19 protein-coding genes are annotated in these 25,290 nt (G+C 52.7%); 8 read left to right on the top strand and 11 right to left on the bottom strand.

Annotated elements, in window-relative coordinates; all coding sequences use genetic code 11:
- Positions 1-162: 162 nt before the first annotated feature.
- The 5 genes from A9180_RS20335 to argC all read right to left on the bottom strand — a co-directional run bounded on the left by A9180_RS20335 (position 163) and on the right by argC (position 6,483).
- Positions 163-1,446 (bottom strand): MFS transporter, encoded by a 1,284-nt coding sequence (locus A9180_RS20335; protein WP_064530326.1) that lies wholly within the window; start codon positions 1,444-1,446, stop codon positions 163-165.
- 83 nt (positions 1,447-1,529) lie between these two features.
- On the bottom strand, positions 1,530-2,744 hold the full coding sequence (gene manD / locus A9180_RS20330; protein ID WP_064530325.1) for a D-mannonate dehydratase ManD: 1,215 nt from the start codon (positions 2,742-2,744) through the stop codon (positions 1,530-1,532).
- A gap of 516 nt (positions 2,745-3,260) precedes the next feature.
- Entirely contained in the window at positions 3,261-4,634 is a 1,374-nt protein-coding gene (argH, locus tag A9180_RS20325; protein ID WP_064530324.1) for an argininosuccinate lyase, read from the bottom strand.
- A gap of 60 nt (positions 4,635-4,694) precedes the next feature.
- A complete protein-coding gene (argB, locus tag A9180_RS20320) occupies positions 4,695-5,471 on the bottom strand; it encodes an acetylglutamate kinase (protein WP_077883548.1) in 777 nt (258 codons plus the stop codon).
- Between the two features lie 7 nt (positions 5,472-5,478).
- Positions 5,479-6,483 (bottom strand): N-acetyl-gamma-glutamyl-phosphate reductase, encoded by a 1,005-nt coding sequence (gene argC / locus A9180_RS20315; RefSeq protein ID WP_064530322.1) that lies wholly within the window; start codon positions 6,481-6,483, stop codon positions 5,479-5,481.
- Positions 6,484-6,636: 153 nt separating this feature from the next.
- Between argC and argE the strand changes: the two genes are divergently transcribed.
- The 4 genes from argE (at position 6,637) to A9180_RS20295 (ending at position 13,875) form a co-directional block, all read left to right on the top strand.
- The gene (gene argE / locus A9180_RS20310) at positions 6,637-7,788 is read left to right on the top strand and encodes an acetylornithine deacetylase (RefSeq protein ID WP_064530321.1); all 1,152 of its coding nucleotides are present in this window, start codon (positions 6,637-6,639) and stop codon (positions 7,786-7,788) included.
- Between the two features lie 473 nt (positions 7,789-8,261).
- Positions 8,262-10,913 (top strand): phosphoenolpyruvate carboxylase, encoded by a 2,652-nt coding sequence (gene ppc, locus A9180_RS20305; protein WP_064530320.1) that lies wholly within the window; start codon positions 8,262-8,264, stop codon positions 10,911-10,913.
- Between the two features lie 180 nt (positions 10,914-11,093).
- Positions 11,094-12,827: a phosphoethanolamine transferase CptA gene (locus tag A9180_RS20300; RefSeq protein ID WP_064530319.1), complete on the top strand. Its 1,734-nt coding sequence runs from the start codon at positions 11,094-11,096 to the stop codon at positions 12,825-12,827.
- A 196-nt stretch (positions 12,828-13,023) separates the two neighbouring features.
- The gene (locus tag A9180_RS20295; protein ID WP_064530318.1) at positions 13,024-13,875 is read left to right on the top strand and encodes an AraC family transcriptional regulator; all 852 of its coding nucleotides are present in this window, start codon (positions 13,024-13,026) and stop codon (positions 13,873-13,875) included.
- Here A9180_RS20295 and A9180_RS20290 read toward each other — a convergent pair.
- Genes A9180_RS20290 through A9180_RS20270 form a run of 5 tightly spaced genes read right to left on the bottom strand, consistent with a single transcriptional unit; the run spans position 13,862 to position 18,814 of the window.
- Entirely contained in the window at positions 13,862-14,203 is a 342-nt protein-coding gene (locus A9180_RS20290) for a PTS fructose-like transporter subunit IIB (protein WP_064530317.1), read from the bottom strand. The two genes, A9180_RS20295 and A9180_RS20290, sit on opposite strands and share 14 nt — an antisense overlap.
- A 1-nt stretch (position 14,204) precedes the next feature.
- Entirely contained in the window at positions 14,205-15,083 is an 879-nt protein-coding gene (locus tag A9180_RS20285) for a [formate-C-acetyltransferase]-activating enzyme (protein WP_064530316.1), read from the bottom strand.
- Positions 15,049-17,346 (bottom strand): formate C-acetyltransferase, encoded by a 2,298-nt coding sequence (locus tag A9180_RS20280; protein WP_064530315.1) that lies wholly within the window; start codon positions 17,344-17,346, stop codon positions 15,049-15,051. Before A9180_RS20280 ends, A9180_RS20285 begins: the two co-directional genes overlap by 35 nt.
- A gap of 53 nt (positions 17,347-17,399) precedes the next feature.
- A complete protein-coding gene (locus A9180_RS20275; RefSeq protein ID WP_064530314.1) occupies positions 17,400-17,720 on the bottom strand; it encodes a PTS fructose-like transporter subunit IIB in 321 nt (106 codons plus the stop codon).
- A 14-nt stretch (positions 17,721-17,734) separates the two neighbouring features.
- Complete coding sequence (locus A9180_RS20270; RefSeq protein WP_064530313.1) at positions 17,735-18,814, bottom strand: PTS fructose transporter subunit EIIC; 1,080 nt, start codon at positions 18,812-18,814, stop codon at positions 17,735-17,737.
- 308 nt (positions 18,815-19,122) lie between these two features.
- Here A9180_RS20270 and ptsP point away from each other — a divergent pair, with 308 nt between their 5' ends.
- The 4 genes from ptsP (at position 19,123) to A9180_RS20250 (ending at position 24,304) form a co-directional block, all read left to right on the top strand.
- On the top strand, positions 19,123-21,624 hold the full coding sequence (gene ptsP / locus A9180_RS20265; protein ID WP_064530312.1) for a phosphoenolpyruvate--protein phosphotransferase: 2,502 nt from the start codon (positions 19,123-19,125) through the stop codon (positions 21,622-21,624).
- Between the two features lie 11 nt (positions 21,625-21,635).
- Entirely contained in the window at positions 21,636-22,298 is a 663-nt protein-coding gene (fsa, locus tag A9180_RS20260) for a fructose-6-phosphate aldolase (protein WP_064530311.1), read from the top strand.
- Between the two features lie 10 nt (positions 22,299-22,308).
- Complete coding sequence (gene gldA, locus A9180_RS20255; RefSeq protein WP_064530310.1) at positions 22,309-23,412, top strand: bifunctional L-1,2-propanediol dehydrogenase/glycerol dehydrogenase; 1,104 nt, start codon at positions 22,309-22,311, stop codon at positions 23,410-23,412.
- Between the two features lie 274 nt (positions 23,413-23,686).
- Positions 23,687-24,304 carry a DUF1287 domain-containing protein gene (locus A9180_RS20250; RefSeq protein WP_064530309.1) on the top strand — a complete coding sequence of 206 codons (618 nt, stop codon included), beginning with the start codon at positions 23,687-23,689 and terminating at the stop codon, positions 24,302-24,304.
- A 26-nt stretch (positions 24,305-24,330) separates the two neighbouring features.
- On the opposite strand, the gene yijE is transcribed toward A9180_RS20250, so the two are convergent.
- On the bottom strand, positions 24,331-25,236 hold the full coding sequence (gene yijE, locus A9180_RS20245; protein WP_064530308.1) for a cystine transporter YijE: 906 nt from the start codon (positions 25,234-25,236) through the stop codon (positions 24,331-24,333).
- Positions 25,237-25,290 lie beyond the last annotated feature (54 nt).

Below are 25,290 nucleotides of genomic sequence, written 5' to 3'. Positions count from 1 at the left end.
CTCACAGAAACGGAGCGGCACCTCTTTTAACCCTTGAAGTCACTGCCCGTTTCGAGAGTTTCTCAACTCGAATAACTAAAGCCAACGTGAACTTTTGCGGATCTCCAGGATCCGCTTTTTTTTATTTTACAGGCCCACAGCAAGAGAGCCTGATAGTAACGGTTACTCAATGCGATCTTTGACAATAAAGAAGTAACACAGCGCACCAGTGAAGGTCACACAAGCGGCGATAACCAGCGCCAGATTAAACGAGTGCGTAGTATCCACTACCCAACCGGTTACGATCGGGGCAAAGGAAGCAAAGACAAAACTGCCAAAGTTTTGAATACCGGCGATGGAAGCCACTTTTGTTTCAGACACCATCACCTGAACCAGTCCCCATGCAGATGTTCCCGCGAAATGCACACAGAACAGCGCCATTGAGATAAACGCCACCGCTTGCGTTGGTGAGGAAGATTGCACTACCAGCAACGTGCCTAATGCCGACATCATCAAACCGCAGACAATAGCCGTTTTACGCGTCTTCGCCAGGTCGTAGCCTTTTTTAGCCAGTCGATCGACAACAATACCGTTGACCCACATTCCGACTGCCGCCGCGAGGAAAGGAATCGCCGCCACCCAACCCGTTTTCGCCAGACTAAAACCTTGCTCGGCCTGCAAATAACCGGGTAACCACGCGATGTAGAGCCAGCCTGTATAGTTGACGCCAGAGAAACCTAAAATCATCCCCCAGGTTGTCCGATGCTTAAACAGCGCCAGCCATTCACTAAATTGCAGTTGTGGTCGCGGTTTAACCGGCGCGGAGAGATACGTCCGTTCTTCCTCGGTCAGGACAAACTGCGCCCGGTTGCGGTACCACGCGTACCAACAGATCCCAACCAGAATCCCCGCCACGCCGATGATGACAAACATCGCCCGCCAGCCCCACGCCAGTTGCATCAGCACCAGAGCAGGAGGCGCAATAGCCTGACCGATAACGGTAGATGAGTTAAAAATCCCCAACGCCGTGCCGCGTTCTTTTTGGGCATACCAGTCGGTGATAGATTTCACCCCCGCAGGCATAAATGGCGCTTCGCCAATACCCAGACCAATACGCATTAAAATAAAGTGGCTAAAAGAATTAACCATTCCTGTTAATGCCTGCATTAATGACCAGAATATCAAGCCTGCGCCTAAAACTATTCGTGGGCCAAAGCGGTCTAGCAAAATACCGGAAGGAAGTTGTGAAAAACCATAAGACAGAGAAAATGCAGAAAGTAAAACGCCAAACTCGGTGGCGGATAATCCTAACTCACCACGAATAGCTTCACCTGCCACACTCAACGACGAACGGTCGAGGAAATTAACGATCCCCGCCATAAATAATAAAACCAGCGTCACTGTCTGAATACGACGGATCCGTTGCAGTTTATTACCCACAACACTACCAGGCAAATCAACGTCCATTTTTAAGCTCCTTGAGCAGATTTAATAGATTTGATTACTCAATCAATAAATTAAGCGACAGATATACGGCTTCGCTTAAATCACTACCAATTCCACAATGTGCCGTCTTCCAGTCGTGCGACAGGGAGATACGCCGGGTCATACGGATATTTCGCCGCCAGCTTCTCATCGAAAGAGATACCCAGACCCGGTTCATCACCAGGGTGCATATAACCCTCATCGAAGCGCCAGCTATGCGGGAAGACTTCAAGCATTTGTTCGGAATAGCCCATGTACTCCTGAACGCCAAAGTTTGGTACCCAGAGGTCAAAATGCAGCGCCGCCGCATGGCAAATGGGCGATAAATCAGAAGGGCCGTGCGAACCGGTGCGTACCTGATAAAGTGATGCGAAATCGGCTATCCGCCGCATTCCGGTAATGCCGCCTGCATGGGTAATCGTCGTGCGAATGTAGTCAATTAGCTGCTCTTCGATTAACTGCTTGCAGTCCCAGATACTGTTAAACACTTCACCGACCGCAATCGGCGTCACGGTATGCTGGCGAATTAAACGGAAACATTCCTGATTCTCGGCAGGCGTCGGGTCTTCCATCCAGAACAGGCGGTAATCTTCAATGCTCTTTCCAAAGCGCGCCGCTTCGATGGGGGTAAGGCGATGGTGCATGTCATGCAACAGATGTTCGTTAAAACCGAACTTATTGCGCACTGCCTCAAATAACTTCGGCGTGAAATCGAGATACTTCTCCGTCGACCACAACTGCTCTTCCGGCCACTGGCCTTTAGTTGCCGGTTCGTACGCCAGTCCTTTGCCTTTCGCCAGGCCATAGGTGGTTTGCATCCCAGGCACACCGCACTGCACACGAATCGCCTTAAAGCCCATCTGCTGGTGCTTTGCATAGTCCTCAAGGACTTCATCAATCGTGCGCCCGGTGGTATGGCAATAAACCATCACCCCCTCACGAGAAGCACCACCAAGCAGTTGATACAGCGGCATATTGGCTGCTTTAGCTTTGATATCCCACAGCGCCATATCGATAGCAGAAATAGCCGACATCGTGACGGGGCCACGTCGCCAGTAAGCGCCTTTATAAAAGAATTGCCAGATATCTTCGATTCGACTGGCATCACGGCCAATTAATTGTGGACAAAGATGATCTTTAAGATATGACGCGACCGACAATTCGCGACCATTTAGCGTGGCATCTCCCAATCCACAAAGTCCGCTTTCAGTGGTTATTTTAAGCGTAACGAAATTACGCCCGGGGCAAGTAACAAAAACGTCCGCAGCAATAATTTTCATTATTGCAATCTCCTGTGTTGTAAATAGACGCTTCAAACTTAATTTTACGTCTACTACCATACAAGAGAGAAAGAGTGATTATTCAACCGTGATCACATTAAAAACAAAAATTTCCTCCGAGGAACAAAAATATCCTCAAAAACCACCAGGATAATTGATCATTATCGTTAAAACAACACGTTAAATAATCACATAACAAATTCCATTAACCTTCAGAATGAACACAGCAGCAGAAATTAATCATATTTCATTAATTAAAATATGTATCGTTTGATGTATTTAAAAATATTTTTATGCGAGGAACGAACGTAAAAGAAGGCACAGGAATAAAAAGGAATGTGACAAATAATAGTTCTGGCTGGGCGTTAAATTTAAGGTCAACAGAATGCTGGCAAATCTCTGCCTGATGCGACGCTATCACGTCTTATCAGGCCTACAAAGTGCAACACTACGTAGGCATGATAAGCAAAGCGCATCAGGCAAACTCCCCGTTTTCAGGGGAGCGATATAAACAAGTTACCCTAACCGCGCCTTTGCAAAAGCAATCGCCTGCGCCACCTGCTGCGGTGAGACGCCGCCTTTTGCCGCACGCTTGTCGAGGCACGATTGCAGCGACAGAATCGGATAGACATCTTCGCCAATCACCTTGCTGAATTTCTGCAACTCAGCCAGCGGCAGTTCTTCCAGTGGTTTGCCCTGACGAATGGCTTCCACCACCGCTTCGCCAACAATATGGTGCGCCTCGCGGAACGGCACGCCTTTAGCCACCAGATAATCAGCCAGTTCGGTGGCGTTTGCGTAGCCCTGCTGCGCCGCTTCCTGACAACGCGGGCGTTTCACCTGAATCCCGTCCAGCACCAGCGCCGCCATATGCAGGCAGTCCAGCCAGGTATCGAGCGCGTCGAATAAGCCCTCTTTGTCTTCCTGCATATCTTTGTTGTAGGCCAGCGGTAGACCTTTAAGGGTCATCATCATGCCGGTTAACGCGCCCTGAACACGGCCGCATTTACCACGAATCAGCTCCAGCGCATCCGGATTTTTCTTCTGGGGCATTAATGATGAACCGGAAGTCACACGATCAGAAAGCTCCACAAAACCTGCTTCACCGGTGTTAAAGAAAATCAGATCTTCGGCAAAACGCGACAAATGCACCATACCGATAGCGGCGGCAGAAAGCAGCTCCAGCACGTGGTCGCGGTCAGAAACACTGTCGAGGCTATTACGCGTTGCCGAAGCAAAACCCAGCCAGCCTGCTAACTGTTCACGGTCAATTTCATAGGCCGTTCCCGCCAGCGCGCCACAGCCTAACGGGCTGACATCCAGGCGCTTAAGCGCGTCCTGCAAACGGCTTTCATCACGCGCCAGCATCTCAACGTAGGCCAGGCACCAGTGAGCGAACGTCACCGGCTGGGCGCGTTGCAGGTGGGTATAGCCCGGCATTACCGCATCCTGATTGTTTGCCGCCGTTTCCACCAGCGCCGATTGCAGCTGACGGTTAGCCGTCAGCAACTCGCTAACGGTAGCTTTGCACCACAGTTTCAGATCGGTCGCTACCTGGTCATTACGGCTACGCCCGGTATGCAGTTTTTTGCCTAACTGGCCCACTTTGTCGATCAGTTTGCCTTCCACCCAGCTATGGATATCTTCGGCGTCGCTTTCGAGGATTTGCTGTGGCCTGGCGCGAACATCTTCCAGCAGCACGTTCAGCGCCTCTTCCAGTTGCGCCTGCTCTTCTGCGGTTAACACGCCTACCGTTACCAGGGCTTTGGACCAGGCCACAGAGCCGACAATATCCTGCTCCGCCAGACGATAATCAAAGCGCAGTGAGTCGTTGAATTGTTTGAACCGTTGATCTGCTGCCTGGGTAAAACGCCCGCCCCAAAGTGCCATAACTCTGTTTCCTTATTTTGAAATTCAATGCCGGAAAGCTCTGCCTCCGGCCAACAAAACTTAAGCTAAAATCCGCGTACCCATCGGCATACCGTTAAACAGTGCCGGAAGCTGTTCCGCATGACGCCAGGAGGCGATATCTACCGGGCGGCCCAACGTGCGCGCAGCATCCAGCGCCGCGTTCACTTTCACTATCATGCCGTCGGTAATAATGCCCTGCTCAATCAGTTGTTCCGCTTTCGCGGCGGTCATTTCGGCAATACGTTGCCCTTTACCGTCGAGAATGCCGCTGACGTCGGAGAGCAAAATCAGATCCGCACCCAGCGTTGCCGCCAGCGCCGTCGCCGCCTGGTCAGCATTGACGTTCATCAGTTGCCCTTCGTCCGTTACGCCAATGGAACTAACCACCGGCAGATAACCGTTTTCCAGCAACGTATTGATAAGCTTAGGCGAACCTGGCTGCGCCAGTCCAACATGGCCTAACTCTTCATCAAGCTGGGTCACTTTGACGCTGTCGCCATCACCAAGAAACAAGCCTACGGCAGCAATCTGATGTCTCTTCGCCCACGCCAGTAAGGTTTTATTTGCCGTTCCCGCCAGCGCCCCGGTGATAATGTCTATCTGATCGGCAGGCGTCACCCGCAGGCCATTTTTCTTTTTCACCGGCAGATTCAGCCCTTTCATCAGCTCATCCACCACGCAGCCGCCGCCGTGGACAATCACCAGCGGGCGCTGATGTGATTCGCGATATTTCACCAGTGCGCTAAACAGACGCTCCAGCGCCTCTTCGCTATCCAGCAACACGCCGCCCAGTTTGATAATTAATGGATTCATCATTGCACCCTTAAATAAGAGACTGCGTTTGGGCATAGCCGAAACGAATATTGGCGCACTGTATTGCTTGCGCCGCCGCACCTTTCAATAAGTTATCTTCGGTCGCCACGATAATCAGATGCTCGCCCTGAACGGCAAACCCGATATCGCAAAACGGCAGCCCGACGACATTTTTCAGCGCAGGAACGCCTTTGTCATACAGTCGCACCAGCGGTTGATGCGCATACGCCTGCTGTAATGCCTGCGCCACTTGCGCCTGGTTCACGCCAGACTTCAGGCGGCAGGTAATGGTTTCCAGAATGCCGCGCGGGAAATTGCCCAGATGCGGGGTAAAAATCACGTCAGCACCAAGATGCGTGGCGATCTCCGGCTGATGGCGATGGGTAAAGACACCGTATGGTTGCAGGCTAACTTCGCAAAAGCTGTTTGAAATTGCCGCTTTACGTCCTGCACCGCTCACACCACTGGTGGCGTTGATGACCGGCCACTGACTGAGATCAAGAAGATCGGCGTCAATTAACGGTTTCAGCGCCAGTTGTGCCGCCGTCGGATAACAGCCCGGCACCGCAATCAAGTTCGCTTCTTTTAATTTATTGCCGCACCACTCCGCCAGCCCATAAGCCGCCTGCTCAAGCAGTTCCGGGTATTGATGGGTAAAGCCGTAATATTTTTCATAGAAGGCAGCGTCGTTAACGCGAAACGCGCCGGAAAGGTCGAACACCACACAGCCCGCTTCAAGAAATTGTGGCGCTAAATCGTGGCTAACTTCATGGGCGGTGGCGAGAAACACCACGTCCACTCCTGGGCTAAACTCGCTGATATCCGACATCGGCTGCAACGGCAGATCAACGATGCCTTTGAGCTGCGGATGCAAATCGGAGATTAACTTTCCCGCATCATTGCTTTGCGCTGAGACAGTCAAAGCGGTTATGTTCATATGCGGATGGCGATTTACATAGGTCACTAGCTCTGCGCCAGCGTAACCGCTGGCACCCACAATCAGCGTATTCAACATCGGGGCTATTCACCTTCTTATGTCTGGTTGCCTGGTTAAACGTAAAACATTCACCTTACGGCTGGTGGGTTTTATTACGCTCAACGTTAGTGTATTTTTATTCACAATTACTGCATGAATATTGATACTATCATGACCAGAGGTGTGTCAACAATGAAAAACAAATTACCGCCATTTATCGAGATTTACCGCGCTCTGATTGCCACACCTTCAATAAGCGCTACGGAAGAGGCACTCGATCAAAGCAATGCAGATTTAATCACTCTGCTGGCGGGCTGGTTTAAAGATTTGGGCTTCAATGTGGAAGTGCAGCCCGTGCCAGGAACTCGCAACAAATTTAATATGCTGGCAAGTTGCGGACAGGGGGCTGGCGGCCTGCTGCTGGCCGGTCATACCGATACTGTACCGTTTGATGATGGGCGTTGGACGCGCGATCCGTTTACGCTGACGGAACATGACGGCAAGCTTTACGGCTTGGGCACCGCCGACATGAAAGGCTTCTTTGCGTTTATCCTCGATGCGCTACGCGATGTCGACGTCACGAAGCTTGCAAAACCGCTCTACATTCTGGCGACTGCCGATGAAGAAACCAGTATGGCAGGAGCGCGTTATTTTGCCGAAACCACCGCCCTGCGCCCGGATTGCGCCATCATTGGCGAACCAACATCGCTGCAACCGGTACGCGCACATAAAGGCCACATCTCTAATGCCATTCGCATTATGGGTCAGTCGGGCCACTCCAGCGATCCGTCGCGCGGGGTTAACGCTATCGAACTGATGCACGACGCCATCGGCCATATTTTGCAATTGCGCGATAACCTGAAAGAACGCTATCACTATGAAGCGTTTACAGTGCCGTATCCCACACTCAACCTCGGGCATATTCACGGCGGTGACGCCTCTAACCGTATTTGCGCTTGTTGTGAATTGCATATGGATATTCGCCCGCTGCCTGGCATGACGCTCAGTGAACTTAACGGCTTGCTCAACGACGCGCTGGCGCCGGTGAGCGAACGCTGGCCGGGCCGTCTGACGGTCGAAGAGTTGCACCCACCGATCCCAGGCTATGAATGCCTACCGAACCACCAACTGGTTGAAGTGGTTGAGAAATTACTCGGCGCACAGACCGAAGTGGTTAACTACTGTACCGAGGCGCCGTTTATTCAGACGTTATGCCCGACGCTGGTGCTCGGCCCTGGCTCAATTAATCAGGCCCATCAACCAGATGAATATCTGGAGACGCGTTTTATTAAGCCCACCCGTGAGCTGATCACCCAGGTAATTCACCATTTTTGCTGGCATTAAAACGTAGGCCGGATAAGGCGGTCACGCTGCATCCGGCACTGTTGCCAAACTCCAGTGCCGCAATAATGTCGGATGCGATGCTTGCGCATCTTATCCGACCTACAGTGACTCAAATGATGCCCAACCGTAGGCCGGATAAGGCGGTCACGCCGCATCCGGCACCGTTGCCAAACTCCGGTGCCGCAATAATGTCGGATGCGATGCTTGCGCATCTTATCCGACCTACACCTTTGGTGTTATGTATGGCGATTTTTTAACATTTCCATAAGTTACGCTTATTTTATCCGTCGTGAATTTAATGGCGTAAATTCCTGCTATTTATTCGTTTGCTGAAGCGATTTCGCAGCATTTGACGTCACCGCTTTTACGTGGCTTTATAAAAGACGACGAAAAGCAAAGCCCGAGCATATTCGCGCCAATGCGACGTGAAGGATACCGGGCTTCAAACAATAAGATGGGGTGTCTGGGGTTATATGAACGAACAATATTCCGCATTGCGTAGTAATGTCAGTATGCTCGGCAAAGTGCTGGGAGAAACAATCAAGGATGCGTTGGGAGAACACATTCTTGATCGCGTAGAAACTATCCGTAAGTTGTCCAAATCTTCACGCGCTGGCAATGACGCTAACCGCCAGGAGTTACTCACCACCTTACAAAATTTGTCGAACGACGAGCTGCTGCCCGTTGCGCGTGCGTTTAGTCAGTTCCTGAATCTGGCCAACACTGCCGAGCAATACCACAGCATTTCGCCGAAAGGTGAGGCTGCCAGCAATCCGGAAGTGATCGCCCGCACCCTGCGTAAACTGAAAAACCAGCCGGAACTGAGCGAAGACACCATCAAAAAAGCGGTGGAATCATTGTCGCTGGAGCTGGTTCTCACTGCGCACCCTACCGAAATTACCCGTCGGACACTGATCCACAAAATGGTGGAAGTGAACGCCTGCTTAAAACAGCTCGATAACAAAGATATCGCCGACTACGAACACCACCAGCTGATGCGCCGCCTGCGCCAGTTGATCGCTCAGTCCTGGCATACTGATGAAATCCGTAAGCTGCGCCCAACTCCGGTTGACGAAGCAAAATGGGGCTTTGCCGTGGTGGAAAACAGCCTGTGGCAAGGCGTACCGAATTACCTGCGCGAACTGAACGAACAACTGGAAGAGAACCTCGGCTATAAGCTGCCGGTCGAATTTGTTCCGGTCCGTTTTACTTCGTGGATGGGCGGCGACCGCGACGGCAACCCGAACGTCACCGCCGACATCACCCGCCATGTCCTGCTGCTCAGTCGCTGGAAAGCCACCGACCTGTTCCTGAAAGATATTCAGATTCTGGTATCTGAACTGTCGATGGTTGAAGCCACCCCAGAACTGCTGGCGCTGGTTGGCGAAGAAGGTGCCGCAGAACCATATCGCTATCTGATGAAAAACCTGCGTTCTCGCCTGATGGCGACACAGGCCTGGCTGGAAGCGCGTCTGAAAGGCGAAGAACTGCCGAAGCCGGAAGGTCTGCTGACGCAGAACGAAGAACTGTGGGAACCGCTCTACGCTTGTTACCAGTCACTTCAGGCGTGTGGCATGGGCATTATTGCTAACGGCGATCTGCTCGACACTCTGCGCCGCGTAAAATGTTTCGGTGTACCGCTGGTGCGTATTGATATTCGCCAGGAGAGCACCCGTCATACCGAAGCATTAGGTGAACTAACCCGCTACCTCGGCATTGGCGACTACGAAAGCTGGTCAGAGGCCGACAAGCAGGCATTCCTGATCCGCGAACTGAACTCCAAACGCCCGCTACTGCCGCGCAACTGGCAACCAAGCCCCGAAACGCGCGAAGTGCTTGATACCTGTCAGGTGATTGCTGAAGCGCCGCAAGGCTCTATTGCCGCCTACGTGATCTCAATGGCGAAAACGCCGTCCGACGTACTGGCCGTCCACCTGCTGCTGAAAGAAGCGGGTATTGGATTTGCGATGCCGGTCGCACCGCTGTTTGAAACTCTCGATGACCTGAACAACGCCAACGATGTCATGACCCAACTGCTGAATATCGACTGGTATCGCGGTCTGATTCAGGGCAAACAAATGGTGATGATTGGCTATTCTGACTCAGCAAAAGATGCTGGCGTGATGGCGGCTTCCTGGGCGCAATATCAGGCACAGGACGCGTTAATCAAAACCTGCGAAAAAGCGGGTATTGAACTGACGTTGTTCCACGGTCGTGGCGGTTCCATTGGTCGCGGTGGCGCACCGGCCCATGCGGCGCTGCTGTCGCAACCGCCGGGAAGCCTGAAAGGCGGCCTGCGTGTAACCGAGCAGGGCGAGATGATCCGCTTCAAATACGGTCTGCCAGAAATCACGGTCAGCAGCCTGTCGCTGTATACCGGGGCGATTCTGGAAGCAAACCTGCTACCACCTCCAGAGCCGAAAGAGAGCTGGCGTCGCATTATGGATGAACTGTCGGTCATTTCTTGCGATCTCTACCGTGGCTACGTGCGTGAAAACAAAGACTTTGTCCCTTACTTCCGCTCCGCTACGCCAGAACAGGAATTGGGTAAACTGCCGTTAGGTTCACGCCCGGCGAAACGTCGCCCAACCGGCGGCGTCGAGTCTCTGCGCGCTATTCCGTGGATTTTTGCCTGGACACAAAACCGTCTGATGCTCCCAGCCTGGCTGGGCGCGGGTACGGCGCTGCAAAAAGTGGTGGAAGATGGCAAACAGAGCGAACTGGAAGCTATGTGCCGCGACTGGCCGTTCTTCTCAACGCGTCTGGGAATGCTGGAAATGGTCTTCGCCAAAGCAGACCTGTGGCTGGCGGAATACTATGACCAACGCCTGGTCGACAAAGCCCTGTGGCCGTTAGGTAAAGAGTTACGCAATCTGCAAGAAGAAGACATCAAAGTGGTGCTGGCAATTGCCAACGATTCCCATCTGATGGCCGATCTGCCGTGGATTGCCGAGTCTATTCAGCTACGGAATATATACACTGACCCGCTGAACGTACTGCAGGCAGAGTTACTGCATCGTTCGCGCCAGGCAGAAAAAGAAGGACAGGAGCCGGATCCCCGCGTCGAACAAGCGTTGATGGTCACTATTGCCGGAATTGCGGCAGGCATGCGTAATACTGGCTAACCTCCCTCCTCTATCAACCCTCGTGCAATAGCGCGAGGGTTTTCTGAAATACTTCTGTTCTAACACCTTCGTTTTCAATATATTTCTGTCTGCATTTCACCCAGATTCTGGATATCCCTTCAGATATCCTTAAGGTTTTGTCCTTACATTCGGCGCTATTATCCAAAACGGGTTCTTACTATGCATTCCACTGAAGTCCAGACTAAACCCCTTTTTAGCTGGAAAGCCCTGGGTTGGGCACTGCTCTACTTTTGGTTTTTCTCTACCCTGTTACAGGCCATTATCTACATCAGCGGCTACAGCGGCACCAACGGCATGCGCGACTCTCTGCTGTTCAGTTCGCTGTGGTTGATCCCGGTATTCCTCTTTCCGAAGCGGATTAAAATTATCGCAGCGGTGATCGGCGTAATTCTGTGGGCAGCCTCTCTGGCAGCGTTGTGTTACTACGTCATCTACGGTCAGGAGTTCTCGCAAAGCGTTCTGTTTGTGATGTTTGAAACCAACACCAACGAAGCCAGCGAGTACTTAAGCCAGTATTTCAGCCTGAAGATTGTGCTTATTGCCCTGGCCTATACGGCGGTGGCCGTGCTGCTGTGGACGCGCCTGCGCCCGGTCTATATTCCAAAGCCGTGGCGTTATATCGTCTCTTTTGCCCTGCTTTATGGTTTGATTCTGCACCCTATCGCCATGAACACGTTTATCAAACACAAGCCGTTTGAGAAAACGTTGGATAATCTGGCATCACGCATGGAACCTGCTGCGCCGTGGCAATTTCTGACCGGTTATTATCAGTATCGTCAGCAACTTAACTCACTGACGAAGCTACTGAATGAAAATAACGCATTACCGCCGCTGGCTAATTTCAAAGACGAATCGGGTAACGAACCGCGCACCTTAGTGCTGGTGATTGGCGAATCGACCCAGCGTGGACGCATGAGCTTATATGGCTATCCGCGTGAAACCACGCCGGAACTGGATGCGCTGCATAAAACCGATCCGAATCTGACCGTGTTTAATAACGTGGTCACATCGCGTCCGTACACCATTGAAATCCTGCAACAGGCGCTGACCTTTGCCAACGAAAAGAACCCGGACCTGTATCTGACACAGCCGTCGCTGATGAACATGATGAAACAGGCAGGTTATAAAACCTTCTGGATAACCAACCAGCAGACGATGACTGCCCGCAACACCATGCTGACGGTATTTTCGCGCCAGACCGACAAGCAGTACTACATGAACCAGCAACGTACGCAGAGTGCGCGTGAATACGACACTAACGTGCTGAAGCCATTCCAGGAAGTGCTGAAAGACCCGGCACCGAAGAAACTGATCATCGTTCATCTGCTGGGTACGCACATCAAATACAAATACCGTTACCCGGAAAATCAGGGCAAGTTTGATGGCAACACCGATCATGTGCCGCCGGGATTAAGCGCAGAAGAGCTGGAGTCGTATAACGATTACGACAACGCTAACCTGTATAACGATCACGTGGTTGCCAGCCTGATTAAAGACTTTAAGGCGGCAGACCCGAACGGTTTTCTGGTTTACTTCTCTGACCACGGTGAGGAGGTTTACGACACGCCGCCACACAAAACTCAGGGGCGTAACGAAGACAACCCGACGCGCCACATGTACACCATTCCATTCCTGCTGTGGACGTCGGACAAATGGCAAGCGACACATCCGCGTGATTTCTCGCAGGATGTCGATCGGAAATACAGTCTTGCTGAACTGATCCATACCTGGTCAGATTTGGCGGGCTTATCTTACGACGGTTACGATCCAACCCGTTCGGTGGTGAACCCGCAGTTCAAAGAAACCACCCGCTGGATTGGTAACCCGTATAAGAAAAATGCGCTGATCGATTACGACACTCTGCCGTATGGCGATCAGGTGGGTAATCAGTAATTATCTACCTGGTGCTATTTGCCGGATGCGACGCTTGACGCGTCTTATCCGGCCTACAAATCGCGGCGATACGCCGCATCCGGCAATACAACTGCCGTAATGTTTACATCGAACTCCCATCAGGCCACACTTTTCAGGTGGCCTTTTTTCATAATGCCAGTTACTGTTTTCCCGTCTACATACCTAAGGGAATAACATGTATCACGACGTCAACTATCTGCTTTCCCACCTGATAAACGGCCCGCTGTCGCTGCACCAGATTTACTTTGCCAACAGCAATGGTCTGGTCCCCGATCTCGCGTATCAGGTCGATTTTCCACGGCTGGAAATTGTGCTGGAAGGTGAATTTTTTGATACTGGCGCTGGTGCAACGTTAGTTCCTGGCGATGTACTGTACGTTCCCGCTGGCGGCTGGAACTTCCCACAATGGCAAACACCCGCCACCACCTTTAGCGTGTTATTTGGTAAACAGCAACTCGGTTTCAGCGTCGTGCAATGGGATGGCAAGCAATATCAAAATCTGGCAAAGCAGCACGTCGCCCGACGCGGTCCACGCATTGGTTCTTTCCTGCTACAAACGCTCAATGAAATGCAAATGCAGCCGCAGGAACAGCAAACGGCCAGGCTTATCGTCACCAGTCTACTTAGCCACTGCCGTGATTTGCTCGGCAGCCAAATCCAGACTGCTTCACGCAGCCAGGCACTATTTGAAGCGATTCGTGATTATATCGATGAACGCTATGCCTCCGCGCTCACCCGCGAATCTGTCGCGCAGGCGTTCTACATTTCGCCCAATTACCTCTCTCACCTGTTTCAAAAAACGGGGGCCATTGGCTTTAACGAATACCTGAATCACACGCGACTGGAACATGCTAAGACGTTGCTAAAAGGATATGACCTGAAGGTAAAAGAAGTGGCGCACGCCTGTGGCTTTGTCGACAGCAACTACTTCTGCCGTCTGTTTCGTAAAAACACCGAACGCTCTCCGTCGGAGTATCGTCGGCAGTACCACAGCCAGTTAACGGAAAAACCGACTACTCCAGAATAATATGAGTTTGCTGCGGTGCAGAAAGCACTTTGCGTACCGCGCTCATTACCCGCTGCGGCTCACGCAGAAAAGCGTAGATACCACATTGCACATAGCGACAGTGCTCAAATCGCTCGGCACCGGAAAGCTCAATGTCCGTAATCAACAACGCGACATCCGCCCGACGAATATCCTCGTCCGCTAAACGATTCTCCGTTCCCAGCGCGCCCTGAGTTTCGATGCTGACGCCCCACTTCTCTAGCTGGCATAACTTTTCCAGCCGCTCTGCCGCCATATAAGTATGTGCCACGCCGCTCACGCAGGCGGTTACTGCCACCAGGTATGCCATTTTAACCTCCCACGGTAACCTCAAATCCGGCCCGTTCTGCCATTTCGCGCATCGTTGCCACATCGGCTGACGACGGCGCAGAAACCTCTTTCATTGACCATGTTTTCCCCAGCAGGCGGTATTTCGGTTCGCCGTACTGATGAAACGGCAACAGGTGGATCTGCCTGATATTCAGCGGGATCAGCACGTCCAGCGCCTGCTGCATATTCTCCCGACTTAGCGTGAAACCAGGGATCAGCGGTAAACGCGGGATCACGTTGACACCTTCGCTTACCAATAAACGCAAATTCTCCAGTACGCGTGGCAGGTTCATCTTCACCACATCCCGCGCCTGGGTCACGTCCATAATTTTTAAATCGAACAACACTTCATCGCACAATGTCGCCAGCGGCAACAGCTTGCTGGCTGGCGCGTCTCCTGCGGTTTCGATGGCACATGACACGCCCCACAGCCGAAGTCGCTGTAAAAAACGAGTAGCAAACTCCGCCTGCATTAACACTTCACCGCCAGAAAGCGTGACGCCGCCGCCGGACGTGCGAAAGAAAATGTCATCTTTCATCACTTCCCGCTCCAGCGCGTCGAGGCTGATATCGCGGCCAATTCGTTCAAACGCGCCGGACGGGCATTCATCCGCATCGCGCAAACATTTTGCGCAGTGCAGACATTTCGCCTCTCTGCGCACCGTCTGAATTTTGCCGGAGATCGACTCCGGATTAGCACACCACGGGCAAAGATGCGGGCAGCCTTTAAAAAAGACCACCGTACGGATGCCCTCGCCGTCATTCAGTGAATAACGCTGAATGTTGAAAATGCGCGCCACATCATCGCGGCGCGTTTCCACAACGTTACAGCTGATGCGCTGTCCGGCGGATGATGTCATCCTGGATCTCCTTCGACAGTTCGACAAAGAAGGCGCTGTATCCGGCAACGCGCACCACCAGCCCGGCATAGTCCTGTGGGCGCTGTTGGGCTTCTCGCAACGTGTCAGTATTCACCACGTTAAACTGAATATGCTGCAACTTAAGCTGGGTAAATGCCCGTAAGAAGTCGGCCAGTTTGCGTAATCCCGCTTCTCCTTCCAGGGTCGCCGGAGTGAATTTCACGTTCAGCAATGTACCGTTAGAAAGCAGCGTATTGTCGAGCTTACTGACTGATTTCAGTACCGCCGTTGGCCCTTGTGCGTCCTGGCCCAGCATGGGTGACAAGCCGCCGTCTGCCAGCTGTTCCCCGGCAAAACGACCATCTGGCGTCGCGCCAACCACCGATCCCAACGGGACGTGAGCAGAAACGGTATACGATCCCGGCGTGAAGTAACCGCCACGCGGGTTCTGGTATTTTTCCACTTCTTTGCAGTAATGGCGCAGCAGTTCGGCGCTGATGTTATCCACCTCGTCGATATCATTACCGTATTTCTCAAAGCGGTTAATTAAGCGAGCGCGCACTTTTTCGCCTTCTGGCGTTGCGAAGTTGGCTTTTAATACCGACAGTAATTCGTCAAAACTTAAACGCTGTTGATCAAAAACCATCCCTTTCAACGCATGGAGAGAATCGCTCAGGTTAGCGATACCGATCCCCTGTACGCCGGAGAAGTTATAACGCGCGCCGCCATCGGTAATATCGCGGCCTTTTTCCAGACAATCGCTGATAAACGACGAGAGCAGCGGCACAGGCGCCCAGTCACGGTGACCGATATCGCAAATATTGCTGCCTTCAACCATCAGAGTGATGTAGTGGCTGATCTTGGCGCGGATCTGCCCCAGCAGGCCTTCATAGCTCAACGTAGCATTGCCTTCATTTTCATGCAGACAGATTTCCATCACTTTCAGCAGGTTAAACATTGCAATGTCGTGCAGACCGTAGGTTCTGCCAGGAATAGACAACTCCACGCAACCGACCACCGAATAGTCGCGCGCATCTTCGAGCGAAACGCCACGGTTAAGAAACGCTGGCACTACGACTTCATCGTTGAAGATTTGCGGAATACCGGTGCCCAGGCGGATGGTTTCTGCGGTTTTCATCAGGAATGGCGTGTCGATCAAGGCGTTAGTGCGCACTCCCAGGTTCGGTTGCGGTAATTGCACGCTTTGATAGGCATCGAGGCAGAGGAACGAAAGCACGTTCACCGCACTACGTCCGTTTTCCGTTAAACCGCCGAGCAGTGCGGTATAACCAGTTGGGAATCCTGCGAAATAACGCGCGCTACTGGTAGAGCGTAACAGCACGATGTCGTTGCATTTCACCCATAAAGATTCGAGCAGTTCTTTCAGGAACGCAGGATCTTCCCCCTGGGTTAATGATGCCTGATAGAACGGCAACATATACTGGTCGAAGCGTCCTAACGACAGCGAACTGGCGTTGGATTCGTATTGCAGAATGATGTTCATGTACCAGAACAACTGGCACGCCTGCCAGAACGTCTGCGGCTTATGTTGCGCGTTATGGCGGGAGATCTCCGCAATAGTCAGCAGTTCTTCACGACGCTGGGCATCTGTGCAGTTTGCCGCCATCGTTTCCGCCAGTTCGGCGTAACGCAAAATGTGTTTCTGCGAAGCTTCGAGCAATAACAGCGCCGCCTGATAAAAGTGATTCTCCGGTTGTTGCTGGCAATGTTGATGCATCTGCGCCACCAGCTCACCCAGCCCGTGATTCAGCAGGCGCGGGTAATCAATAATGATGTGTCCCTGGCCCTTATCCGTCTGGTTGATGCTGAAAATCTGCGTGCTGGTCGCGGCTTTAACTTCATCCGTCATCTGCCCGTTGATGAAATCTTTCATCGAACGTTTTTCCCAGTACGGGAACAACTCTTCGCGGTAAATACGTTTGTCTTCTTCGCTAATAGCGAAACGGTCCTGCGGGCGCGTCGGGAACTGGTCCAGCTCTTTCAGCAGCCAGTAAGGGTCCATTTCCGGCGACATAATTCCGGCGCGCGGTTTCACCGTGCGGTTACCGGCAATCAGTTCTTCATCACGAATCGAAATTTCAACGTGTTCCAGGATATACGCTGTGGCTTTTGCCCGACGAATAATTACCGGTTCGCCTTCGGTTTGCTTATGGCTAGCGGTATAAAGCAGCGCCCGCTCCAGCGAGATTTCACGGGTATTGGCAAACAGCGCAGTTTTAAGGCGAGAGATACGATTCGTCATGAGGAACTCCTGTAGGGGAAAAACAAGCCCGCCGTTTCAGGCGGGCTAAAAACTTAAGCAGTCTGTGCCAGATGGGCTTCGATTTTGTTCATAATGGCGTCAGCGCGTTTTACCGCGTCGCTGATGTTGACACGCACGATAGTCTTGCCTGCAAAACGCTCTTCAAACTTGATGCCGATATCTTTGGTCAGAATCACCATATCGGCACTTTCTACGTCTTCAGCGGTCAGTTCATTTTCCAGACCGATCGAGCCCTGGGTTTCTACTTTCACTTCCCAGCCTTTCGCTTTCGCGGCGCTTTCCAGCGCCTCTGCCGCCATATAGGTATGGGCAACACCTGAAGGACATGCGGTTACTGCAATAATTTTCGTCATGGCTCGTTCCTCAATTAATTAATTTCAAAATCCAGTTCCAGGTCGTCTTCCTTCTCAGCAGTCGAAGACCCATTTTTACGCGCCAGACTTTTCAGCACGTTTACGCAGATTGCCGTTGCTACAGCCCCGACAGCCACTGCTGCGATGTACCCCAGCTTGCCGTCAACCACCGGCAGCACAATCAGACCACCCCAACCGGCATAGCACTGCGCACCGACCATTGCTGCAGTCACCGTGCCACAGACAGTCCCCACCATAATGGAAGGAATGACACGCAACGGATCGGCCGCAGCGAAAGGAATCGCCCCTTCGGTGACGCCAACACAGCCCATTACCAGTGCCGCTTTACCGGTTTCACGCTCTTCCGCAGAGAAATTTTTGCGGCCAATTAGCGTCGCCAGCCCCATACCCAGCGGTGGAACACAGATCCCCACGGCAGCAATGGCCACCACGGTATAAACGCCCTGAGCCACACAGATCAGCATGAACGCATAGGCCACTTTATTCACCGGACCGCCCATATCGAACGCCAGCATCAGTCCCATGATCACCGCCAGCATAACAATGCTGCCCTGCTGCATCCCCTGAAGCCACTGGGTCAGACTATTGGTCAACGCACCCACCGGCTCGCCCAGCCCCCACATCATGACGCCTGCGGTAATTAGTGTGCCGACGATCGGAATGATGAAGATTGGCATGACAGAGCGCAGAACTTTATGCACCGGAATTTTCTTGAGGTAATGCACCACGATACCGCCGATAATTCCGGCGATCAGCGCGCCAAAGAAGCCCGCACCAAAGCTGTTACCAACCCAGGCACCGATAGCGCACGGGGCCAGCGCAGAGCGTTCTGCAATGGAATAACCGATGTACGCCGCGAGAAAAGGCACCATCAACGTCAAACCTGCAACACCAATATCAAACAGTTTTTTCAGATTCGGATCGGCTACGGCATCCGGCACCGCGCCCTTGCCGTACAACATGACGGAAACCGCCAGCAAAATACCGCCCGATACCACGAAGGGGATCATGTGTGAAACGCCCGTCATTAAGTGCTGACGGGTATTTTTCAGGATCTGCACCAACTCATTCATAAGTCGCTCCCAGGCTTACCCAAGCCTATGTCCATATTTTTGATGGGAGAAACAATAGGCAATCGCAAGCAGGTCAAACAGTGGATAAAAAGGCCATTTACTGGATTTTTGTAATGTCTGTACAAAAATGCGATCCGCCTCATAACTTGCGTTAACTCGGAATCATGCCGGAGTGGCGCGTCTTGTGAGACGCGTCGCAAATTGGCGGTTACATTACATTTGTCCAGCTTTTGGCAGATTTGTCACATGGCAGGCCGTTGCCATGCGCTCTTATCCTGTAAACAGAAAACCGTACCGGGAGAAAGGCAATGGCCCTGATTGTGGAATTTATTTGTGAGCTACCTAACGGCGTACATGCACGTCCGGCAAGCCACGTTGAAACGCTGTGTAATACTTTTTCATCACAGATTGAGTGGCATAACCTGCGCACCGATCGCAAGGGCAACGCCAAAAGCGCCCTGGCGCTGATTGGCACCGATACGCTGGTGGGCGATAACTGCCAGCTACTGATTTCCGGAGCAGACGAACAGGAAGCACACCAGCGTTTAAGCCAATGGCTGCGCGATGAATTTCCCCACTGCGACGCGCCGCTGGCGGAAGTTAAATCTGACGAACTGGAGCCGCTGCCGGTTTCACTGACCAACCTGAATCCGCGAATTATCCGCGCCCGCACCGTGTGCAGCGGTAGCGCAGGTGGAATTCTGACGCCGATCTCTTCTTTAGATCTCAACGCGCTGGGTCATCTTCCCGTCGCCAAAGACGTCGATGCAGAGCAATCCGCCCTGGAAAACGGCCTGACGCTGGTGATGAAAAACATTGAGTTTCGTCTGCTTGATAGCGACGGCGCCACCAGCGCGATTCTGGAAGCACATCGTTCGCTGGCAGGCGATACCTCTTTACGTCAGCACTTACTGGCGGGCGTCAGCGAGGGATTAAGCTGTGCCGAAGCGATTGTCGCCAGCGCGAACTACTTTTGTGAAGAGTTTGCCCGTTCCAGCAGCAGCTACCTGCAAGAGCGTGCACTGGATGTGCGTGACGTCTGCTTCCAGTTACTTCAGCAAATCTACGGCGAGCAACGCTTCCCGGCGCCGGGTAAACTGACGCAGCCAGCAATTTGTATGGCCGATGAGCTGACCCCCAGCCAGTTCCTCGAACTGGATAAAAATCACCTCAAAGGTCTGTTACTGAAAAGCGGCGGTACCACTTCACACACGGTGATTCTTGCCCGTTCGTTCAACATTCCGACGCTGGTTGGTGTGGATATCGACACGCTTACTCCGTGGCAACATCAAACAATTTATATCGACGGCAACGCCGGGGCGATTGTGGTTGAGCCTGGGGAAGCCGTTGCACGCTACTATCAGCAAGAAGCCCGCGTGCAGGACGCACTGCGTGAGCAACAGCGTGTCTGGCTGACCCAGCAAGCCCGCACTGCTGACGGTATCCGCATTGAAATTGCCGCTAACATCGCCCACTCGGTCGAAGCGCAGGCCGCGTTCGGCAATGGCGCGGAAGGCGTTGGTTTGTTCCGCACTGAAATGCTCTATATGGATCGCACCAGTGCACCGGGTGAAAGTGAGTTATACAACATTTTTTGTCAGGCGCTGGAATCCGCCAACGGGCGCAGCATTATTGTGCGTACTATGGACATTGGCGGCGACAAGCCCGTTGATTATCTGAACATTCCCGCTGAGGCAAACCCGTTCCTCGGTTATCGCGCCGTGCGTATTTATGAAGAGTACGCGTCGTTGTTTATCACGCAGCTACGCTCGATCCTCCGTGCCTCCGCTCACGGCAGCCTGAAAATCATGATCCCGATGATCTCCTCAATGGAAGAGATCTTATGGGTGAAAGAAAAACTGGCGGAAGCCAAACAGCAACTGCGCAATGAGCACATTCCGTTTGATGAGAAGATCCAGCTCGGCATCATGCTGGAAGTGCCGTCGGTAATGTTCATCATCGATCAGTGCTGCGAAGAGATTGATTTCTTTAGTATCGGCAGTAACGACCTGACTCAGTATCTGCTGGCAGTGGATCGCGATAACGCTAAGGTCACTCGTCACTACAACAGCCTGAATCCGGCCTTCTTGCGGGCGCTCGATTACGCTGTGCAGGCAGTGCATCGCCAGGGCAAATGGATTGGTCTGTGCGGTGAACTGGGTGCGAAAGGTTCTGTGCTGCCGCTGCTGGTTGGCTTAGGGCTGGATGAACTTAGCATGAGCGCGCCATCGATTCCGGCAGCGAAAGCGCGGATGGCGCAACTTGATAGCCGCGAGTGCCGCCAGTTGCTCAACCAGGCAATGGCCTGCCGGACTTCGCTGGAAGTGGAGCATCTGCTGGCGCAGTTCCGCATGACGCAACAGGACGCACCGCTGGTCACCGCCGAGTGCATTACGCTTGAAAGCGACTGGCGCAGCAAAGAAGAAGTGCTCAAAGGCATGACCGATAACCTACTGCTGGCGGGCCGCTGCCGCTATCCGCGTAAACTGGAAGCCGACTTGTGGGCGCGCGAGGCGGTTTTCTCTACCGGACTGGGCTTTAGTTTCGCCATTCCGCACAGCAAATCGGAACATATTGAGCAGTCCACCATCAGCGTCGCGCGTCTGCAAACGCCGGTGCGCTGGGGCGATGATGAGGCGCAATTCATCATTATGTTAACCCTGAACAAACACGCCGCGGGCGATCAGCATATGCGTATTTTCTCGCGCCTCGCTCGCCGCATCATGCATGAAGAATTCCGTAACGCGCTGGTTAACGCCGCCTCTGCCGACGCTATCGCCAGCCTGCTGCAACATGAACTGGAACTGTAAAAGGAAACATCATGGAACTGTATCTGGACACCGCTAACGTCGCAGAAGTCGAACGTCTGGCACGCATATTCCCGATTGCCGGGGTGACAACGAACCCTAGCATTATCGCTGCCAGCAAGGAGTCCATCTGGGAAGTGCTGCCGCGTCTGCAAAAAGCGATTGGTGATGAGGGCATTCTGTTTGCTCAGACCATGAGCCGCGACGCGCAGGGGATGGTGGAAGAAGCGAAGCGTCTGCGCGATACCATTCCGGGCATCGTGGTGAAAATCCCGGTGACCGCTGAAGGTCTGGCAGCAATTAAAATACTGAAAAAAGAAGGTATTACTACGCTTGGCACCGCAGTGTACAGCGCCGCGCAAGGATTACTGGCCGCGCTGGCAGGTGCCAAATATGTTGCTCCGTATGTTAACCGCGTAGACGCCCAGGGCGGTGACGGCATTCGCACCGTACAAGAACTGCAAGCGTTACTGGAAATGCACGCGCCAGAAAGCATGGTGCTGGCTGCCAGCTTTAAAACGCCGCGTCAGGCGCTGGACTGTTTGCTGGCTGGATGTGAATCCATCACCCTGCCCTTAGATGTAGCGCAACAAATGCTCAACACACCTGCGGTAGAGTCAGCTATAGAGAAGTTCGAACACGACTGGAATGCCGCATTTGGCACTACTCATCTCTAAAGGAGCAATTATGGACCGCATTATTCAATCACCAGGTAAATACATCCAGGGCGCTGATGTCATTAATCGTCTGGGCGAATACCTGAAGCCACTGGCAGAACGCTGGTTAGTGGTAGGTGACAAATTCGTTTTAGGTTTTGCTCAAGCCACAGTCGAGAAAAGCTTTAAAGATGCTGGACTGGTGGTAGAAATTGCGCCGTTTGGTGGCGAATGTTCACAAAATGAGATCGACCGTCTGCGCGGCATTGCAGAAAAAGCTCAGTGTGGTGCAATTCTCGGTATCGGCGGCGGCAAAACCCTCGATACCGCCAAAGCACTGGCGCACTTTATGGGTGTTCCGGTAGCAATCGCGCCGACCATCGCCTCAACCGACGCACCGTGCAGCGCACTGTCTGTTATCTACACCGATGACGGTGAGTTTGACCGCTATCTGCTGCTGCCAAATAACCCGAATATGGTCATTGTCGACACCAAAATCGTCGCTGGCGCACCTGCACGTCTGTTAGCGGCGGGTATCGGCGATGCGCTGGCAACCTGGTTTGAAGCGCGTGCCTGCTCTCGCAGTGGCGCAACCACGATGGCGGGCGGTAAATGTACTCAGGCCGCGCTGGCGCTGGCTGAACTGTGCTACAACACCCTGCTGGAAGAAGGCGAAAAAGCAATGCTCGCCGCCGAACAGCATGTGGTAACTCCGGCGCTGGAGCGCGTGATTGAAGCGAATACCTATTTGAGCGGCGTGGGCTTTGAAAGCGGCGGCCTGGCGGCGGCGCACGCGGTGCACAATGGCCTGACAGCAATTCCGGATGCGCATCACTATTATCACGGTGAAAAAGTGGCGTTTGGTACGCTTACACAACTGGTGCTGGAAAATGCGCCGGTTGAGGAAATCGAAACCGTAGCAGCACTTAGCCATGCGGTAGGTTTGCCAATAACGCTCGCTCAACTGGATATTAAAGAAGATGTCCCGGCGAAAATGCGAATTGTCGCAGAAGCAGCATGTGCAGAAGGTGAAACCATCCACAACATGCCTGGCGGCGCGACGCCAGATCAGGTTTACGCCGCATTGCTGGTGGCTGACCAATACGGGCAGCGTTTCCTGCAAGAGTGGGAATAATCTACGCCAGACTCCCGGCTTGTCCGGGAGTTTGAATACAAAATTGCCTGATGCGCTACGCTTATCAGGCCTACATTATCTCTGCAATATATTGAATTTGCGTTATTTTGTAGGCCGGATAAGGAATTTTCGCCGCATCCGGCACTTTGTGCCAGTAATCTCAAACTCCCACGTTGTTCGGGAGTTTTTTATCCGTTTCTGGACATTTCCCCCATCGAACATTCAAACGCCCGGAAGGTCGAATCTGTGACTCTTATTTTCACGGACGAAACAGATGAAAGCATCACTGGCGCTGGTTAGCCTGCTAACAACATTTACCAGCCACTCCTTAAAATCTCCCGCCGTTCCACCAGCAGTGGTACAAGTCCAGGCCAACACCAACCTTGCCATCGCAGACGGTGCCAGGCAGCAAATTGGCAGCACGCTATTTTACGATCCGGCATATGTGCAGCTTACTTATCCTGGCGGTGATGTCCCGCAAGAACGCGGCGTATGTTCCGATGTGGTGATCCGCGCCTTGCGCAGCCAGAAGGTCGATTTACAGAAACTGGTTCATGAAGATATGGCGAAGAATTTTGCCGATTACCCGCGAAAGTGGAAGTTAAAGCGCCCGGACAGCAACATCGATCACCGCCGGGTGCCTAATCTGGAAACCTGGTTTAGCCGCCATGACAAAACACGCCCCACCAGCAAAAATGCCAGTGACTATCAAGCGGGCGATATTGTCTCCTGGCGACTGGACAACGGACTGGCACATATTGGCGTGGTTTCCGATGGCTTTGCTCGCGACGGTACGCCGCTGGTGGTGCATAACATTGGCGCGGGTGCACAGGAAGAAGACGTGTTATTTAGCTGGCGGATGGTGGGGCATTATCGGTATTTTGCTAAATAAGCGATCGCCCCACGTGTAGAAAAAACTCAGATCCTTTTTACGCTGACAGCTTCTTTTTTCTTGCGGCTCACCAGTGCCAGTGCCAGCACAATCAAGACAATGCCGCTACCTTCAACGGCGCCCGGATTTTCACCAAGCAGCCACCAGGAAAAGAGCACGCCACAAACGGGAACGGCCAGCGTACTTAAGCTGGCGATACTGGCAGGCAAGTTTTTCAATACAAACAGCCATAAGCTCCACGCCAGCGCCGTCGCCAGAATCGCACTGTAGGCCAGCGCCCAGAACACGGTGGGCTGCCAGTCAATTTCACGTTGCGGCACCAGTAAAGCGACCACACTCATGACCAGCGCCGCATACAGCATCTGCCAGGATGTTAACGACAATAAATCCACGCGTGGATGGCGGGCGTAAAGGCGTTTAGCAACAATGGCGCTCGCCCCCCAGCTGACGCCGGAGAGGATCGCCAGCATGGCGCTTTTCATCGAAGAGAAATTGAGTTGCCACGGTTGTAACACCAAAAATAAGCCGAAAGCGGCAATCAGAATCGCGAAATATTGCCCGCGTCGCAGACGTTCACCGAGAAACAACGCCGCGAAGATCACCACCCAGAATGGCATGGTATAGCTAAGGATCGCCACCTTCCCCGCTCCGCCGCTCACCAGCGCCCACTGCGCCAGGCCTACCATCCCGCAGGTTTGTAATAGAGCAATGGCTAAGGTGTATTTAAATGGCGTCGGGCGCATGCCGCGACCACGTAATAAAAGGACGATGAATAAAACGAGAGCGCCGAAAATGCAGCGTAAGGCGGTAAAGTCGAAGGCACCGATATAACTGGTGACTTGCTTCATGAAAATCCAGCTATAACTCCAGATAAGTGTGAGCAAAACCAGGCCACTGATTGCCAGTGGGTTGCTCTTTCCCGTAGTAGGCATGAGAGATCCAGTGTGTAGTCGTTTTCCTGTGGACACTATACGCTGGTAAAGAAA

Origin of the sequence: Escherichia sp. B1147 (genome assembly GCF_001660175.1) — a bacterium.
Lineage (GTDB): Bacteria > Pseudomonadota > Gammaproteobacteria > Enterobacterales > Enterobacteriaceae > Escherichia > Escherichia whittamii.
Note: the sequence above shows the minus strand (reverse complement) of the source record. Positions and strands in the feature narration are given on the sequence as shown.

Coding starts and splice junctions, on each gene's coding strand:
- A9180_RS20335 (WP_064530326.1), bottom strand. CDS start 1,446: ATGGACGTTGATTTGCCTGGTAGTGTTGTGGGTAATAAACTGCAACGG.
- manD (WP_064530325.1), bottom strand. CDS start 2,744: ATGAAAATTATTGCTGCGGACGTTTTTGTTACTTGCCCCGGGCGTAAT.
- argH (WP_064530324.1), bottom strand. CDS start 4,634: ATGGCACTTTGGGGCGGGCGTTTTACCCAGGCAGCAGATCAACGGTTC.
- argB (WP_077883548.1), bottom strand. CDS start 5,471: ATGATGAATCCATTAATTATCAAACTGGGCGGCGTGTTGCTGGATAGC.
- argC (WP_064530322.1), bottom strand. CDS start 6,483: ATGTTGAATACGCTGATTGTGGGTGCCAGCGGTTACGCTGGCGCAGAG.
- argE (WP_064530321.1), top strand. CDS start 6,637: ATGAAAAACAAATTACCGCCATTTATCGAGATTTACCGCGCTCTGATT.
- ppc (WP_064530320.1), top strand. CDS start 8,262: ATGAACGAACAATATTCCGCATTGCGTAGTAATGTCAGTATGCTCGGC.
- A9180_RS20300 (WP_064530319.1), top strand. CDS start 11,094: ATGCATTCCACTGAAGTCCAGACTAAACCCCTTTTTAGCTGGAAAGCC.
- A9180_RS20295 (WP_064530318.1), top strand. CDS start 13,024: ATGTATCACGACGTCAACTATCTGCTTTCCCACCTGATAAACGGCCCG.
- A9180_RS20290 (WP_064530317.1), bottom strand. CDS start 14,203: ATGGCATACCTGGTGGCAGTAACCGCCTGCGTGAGCGGCGTGGCACAT.
- A9180_RS20285 (WP_064530316.1), bottom strand. CDS start 15,083: ATGACATCATCCGCCGGACAGCGCATCAGCTGTAACGTTGTGGAAACG.
- A9180_RS20280 (WP_064530315.1), bottom strand. CDS start 17,346: ATGACGAATCGTATCTCTCGCCTTAAAACTGCGCTGTTTGCCAATACC.
- A9180_RS20275 (WP_064530314.1), bottom strand. CDS start 17,720: ATGACGAAAATTATTGCAGTAACCGCATGTCCTTCAGGTGTTGCCCAT.
- A9180_RS20270 (WP_064530313.1), bottom strand. CDS start 18,814: ATGAATGAGTTGGTGCAGATCCTGAAAAATACCCGTCAGCACTTAATG.
- ptsP (WP_064530312.1), top strand. CDS start 19,123: ATGGCCCTGATTGTGGAATTTATTTGTGAGCTACCTAACGGCGTACAT.
- fsa (WP_064530311.1), top strand. CDS start 21,636: ATGGAACTGTATCTGGACACCGCTAACGTCGCAGAAGTCGAACGTCTG.
- gldA (WP_064530310.1), top strand. CDS start 22,309: ATGGACCGCATTATTCAATCACCAGGTAAATACATCCAGGGCGCTGAT.
- A9180_RS20250 (WP_064530309.1), top strand. CDS start 23,687: ATGAAAGCATCACTGGCGCTGGTTAGCCTGCTAACAACATTTACCAGC.
- yijE (WP_064530308.1), bottom strand. CDS start 25,236: ATGCCTACTACGGGAAAGAGCAACCCACTGGCAATCAGTGGCCTGGTT.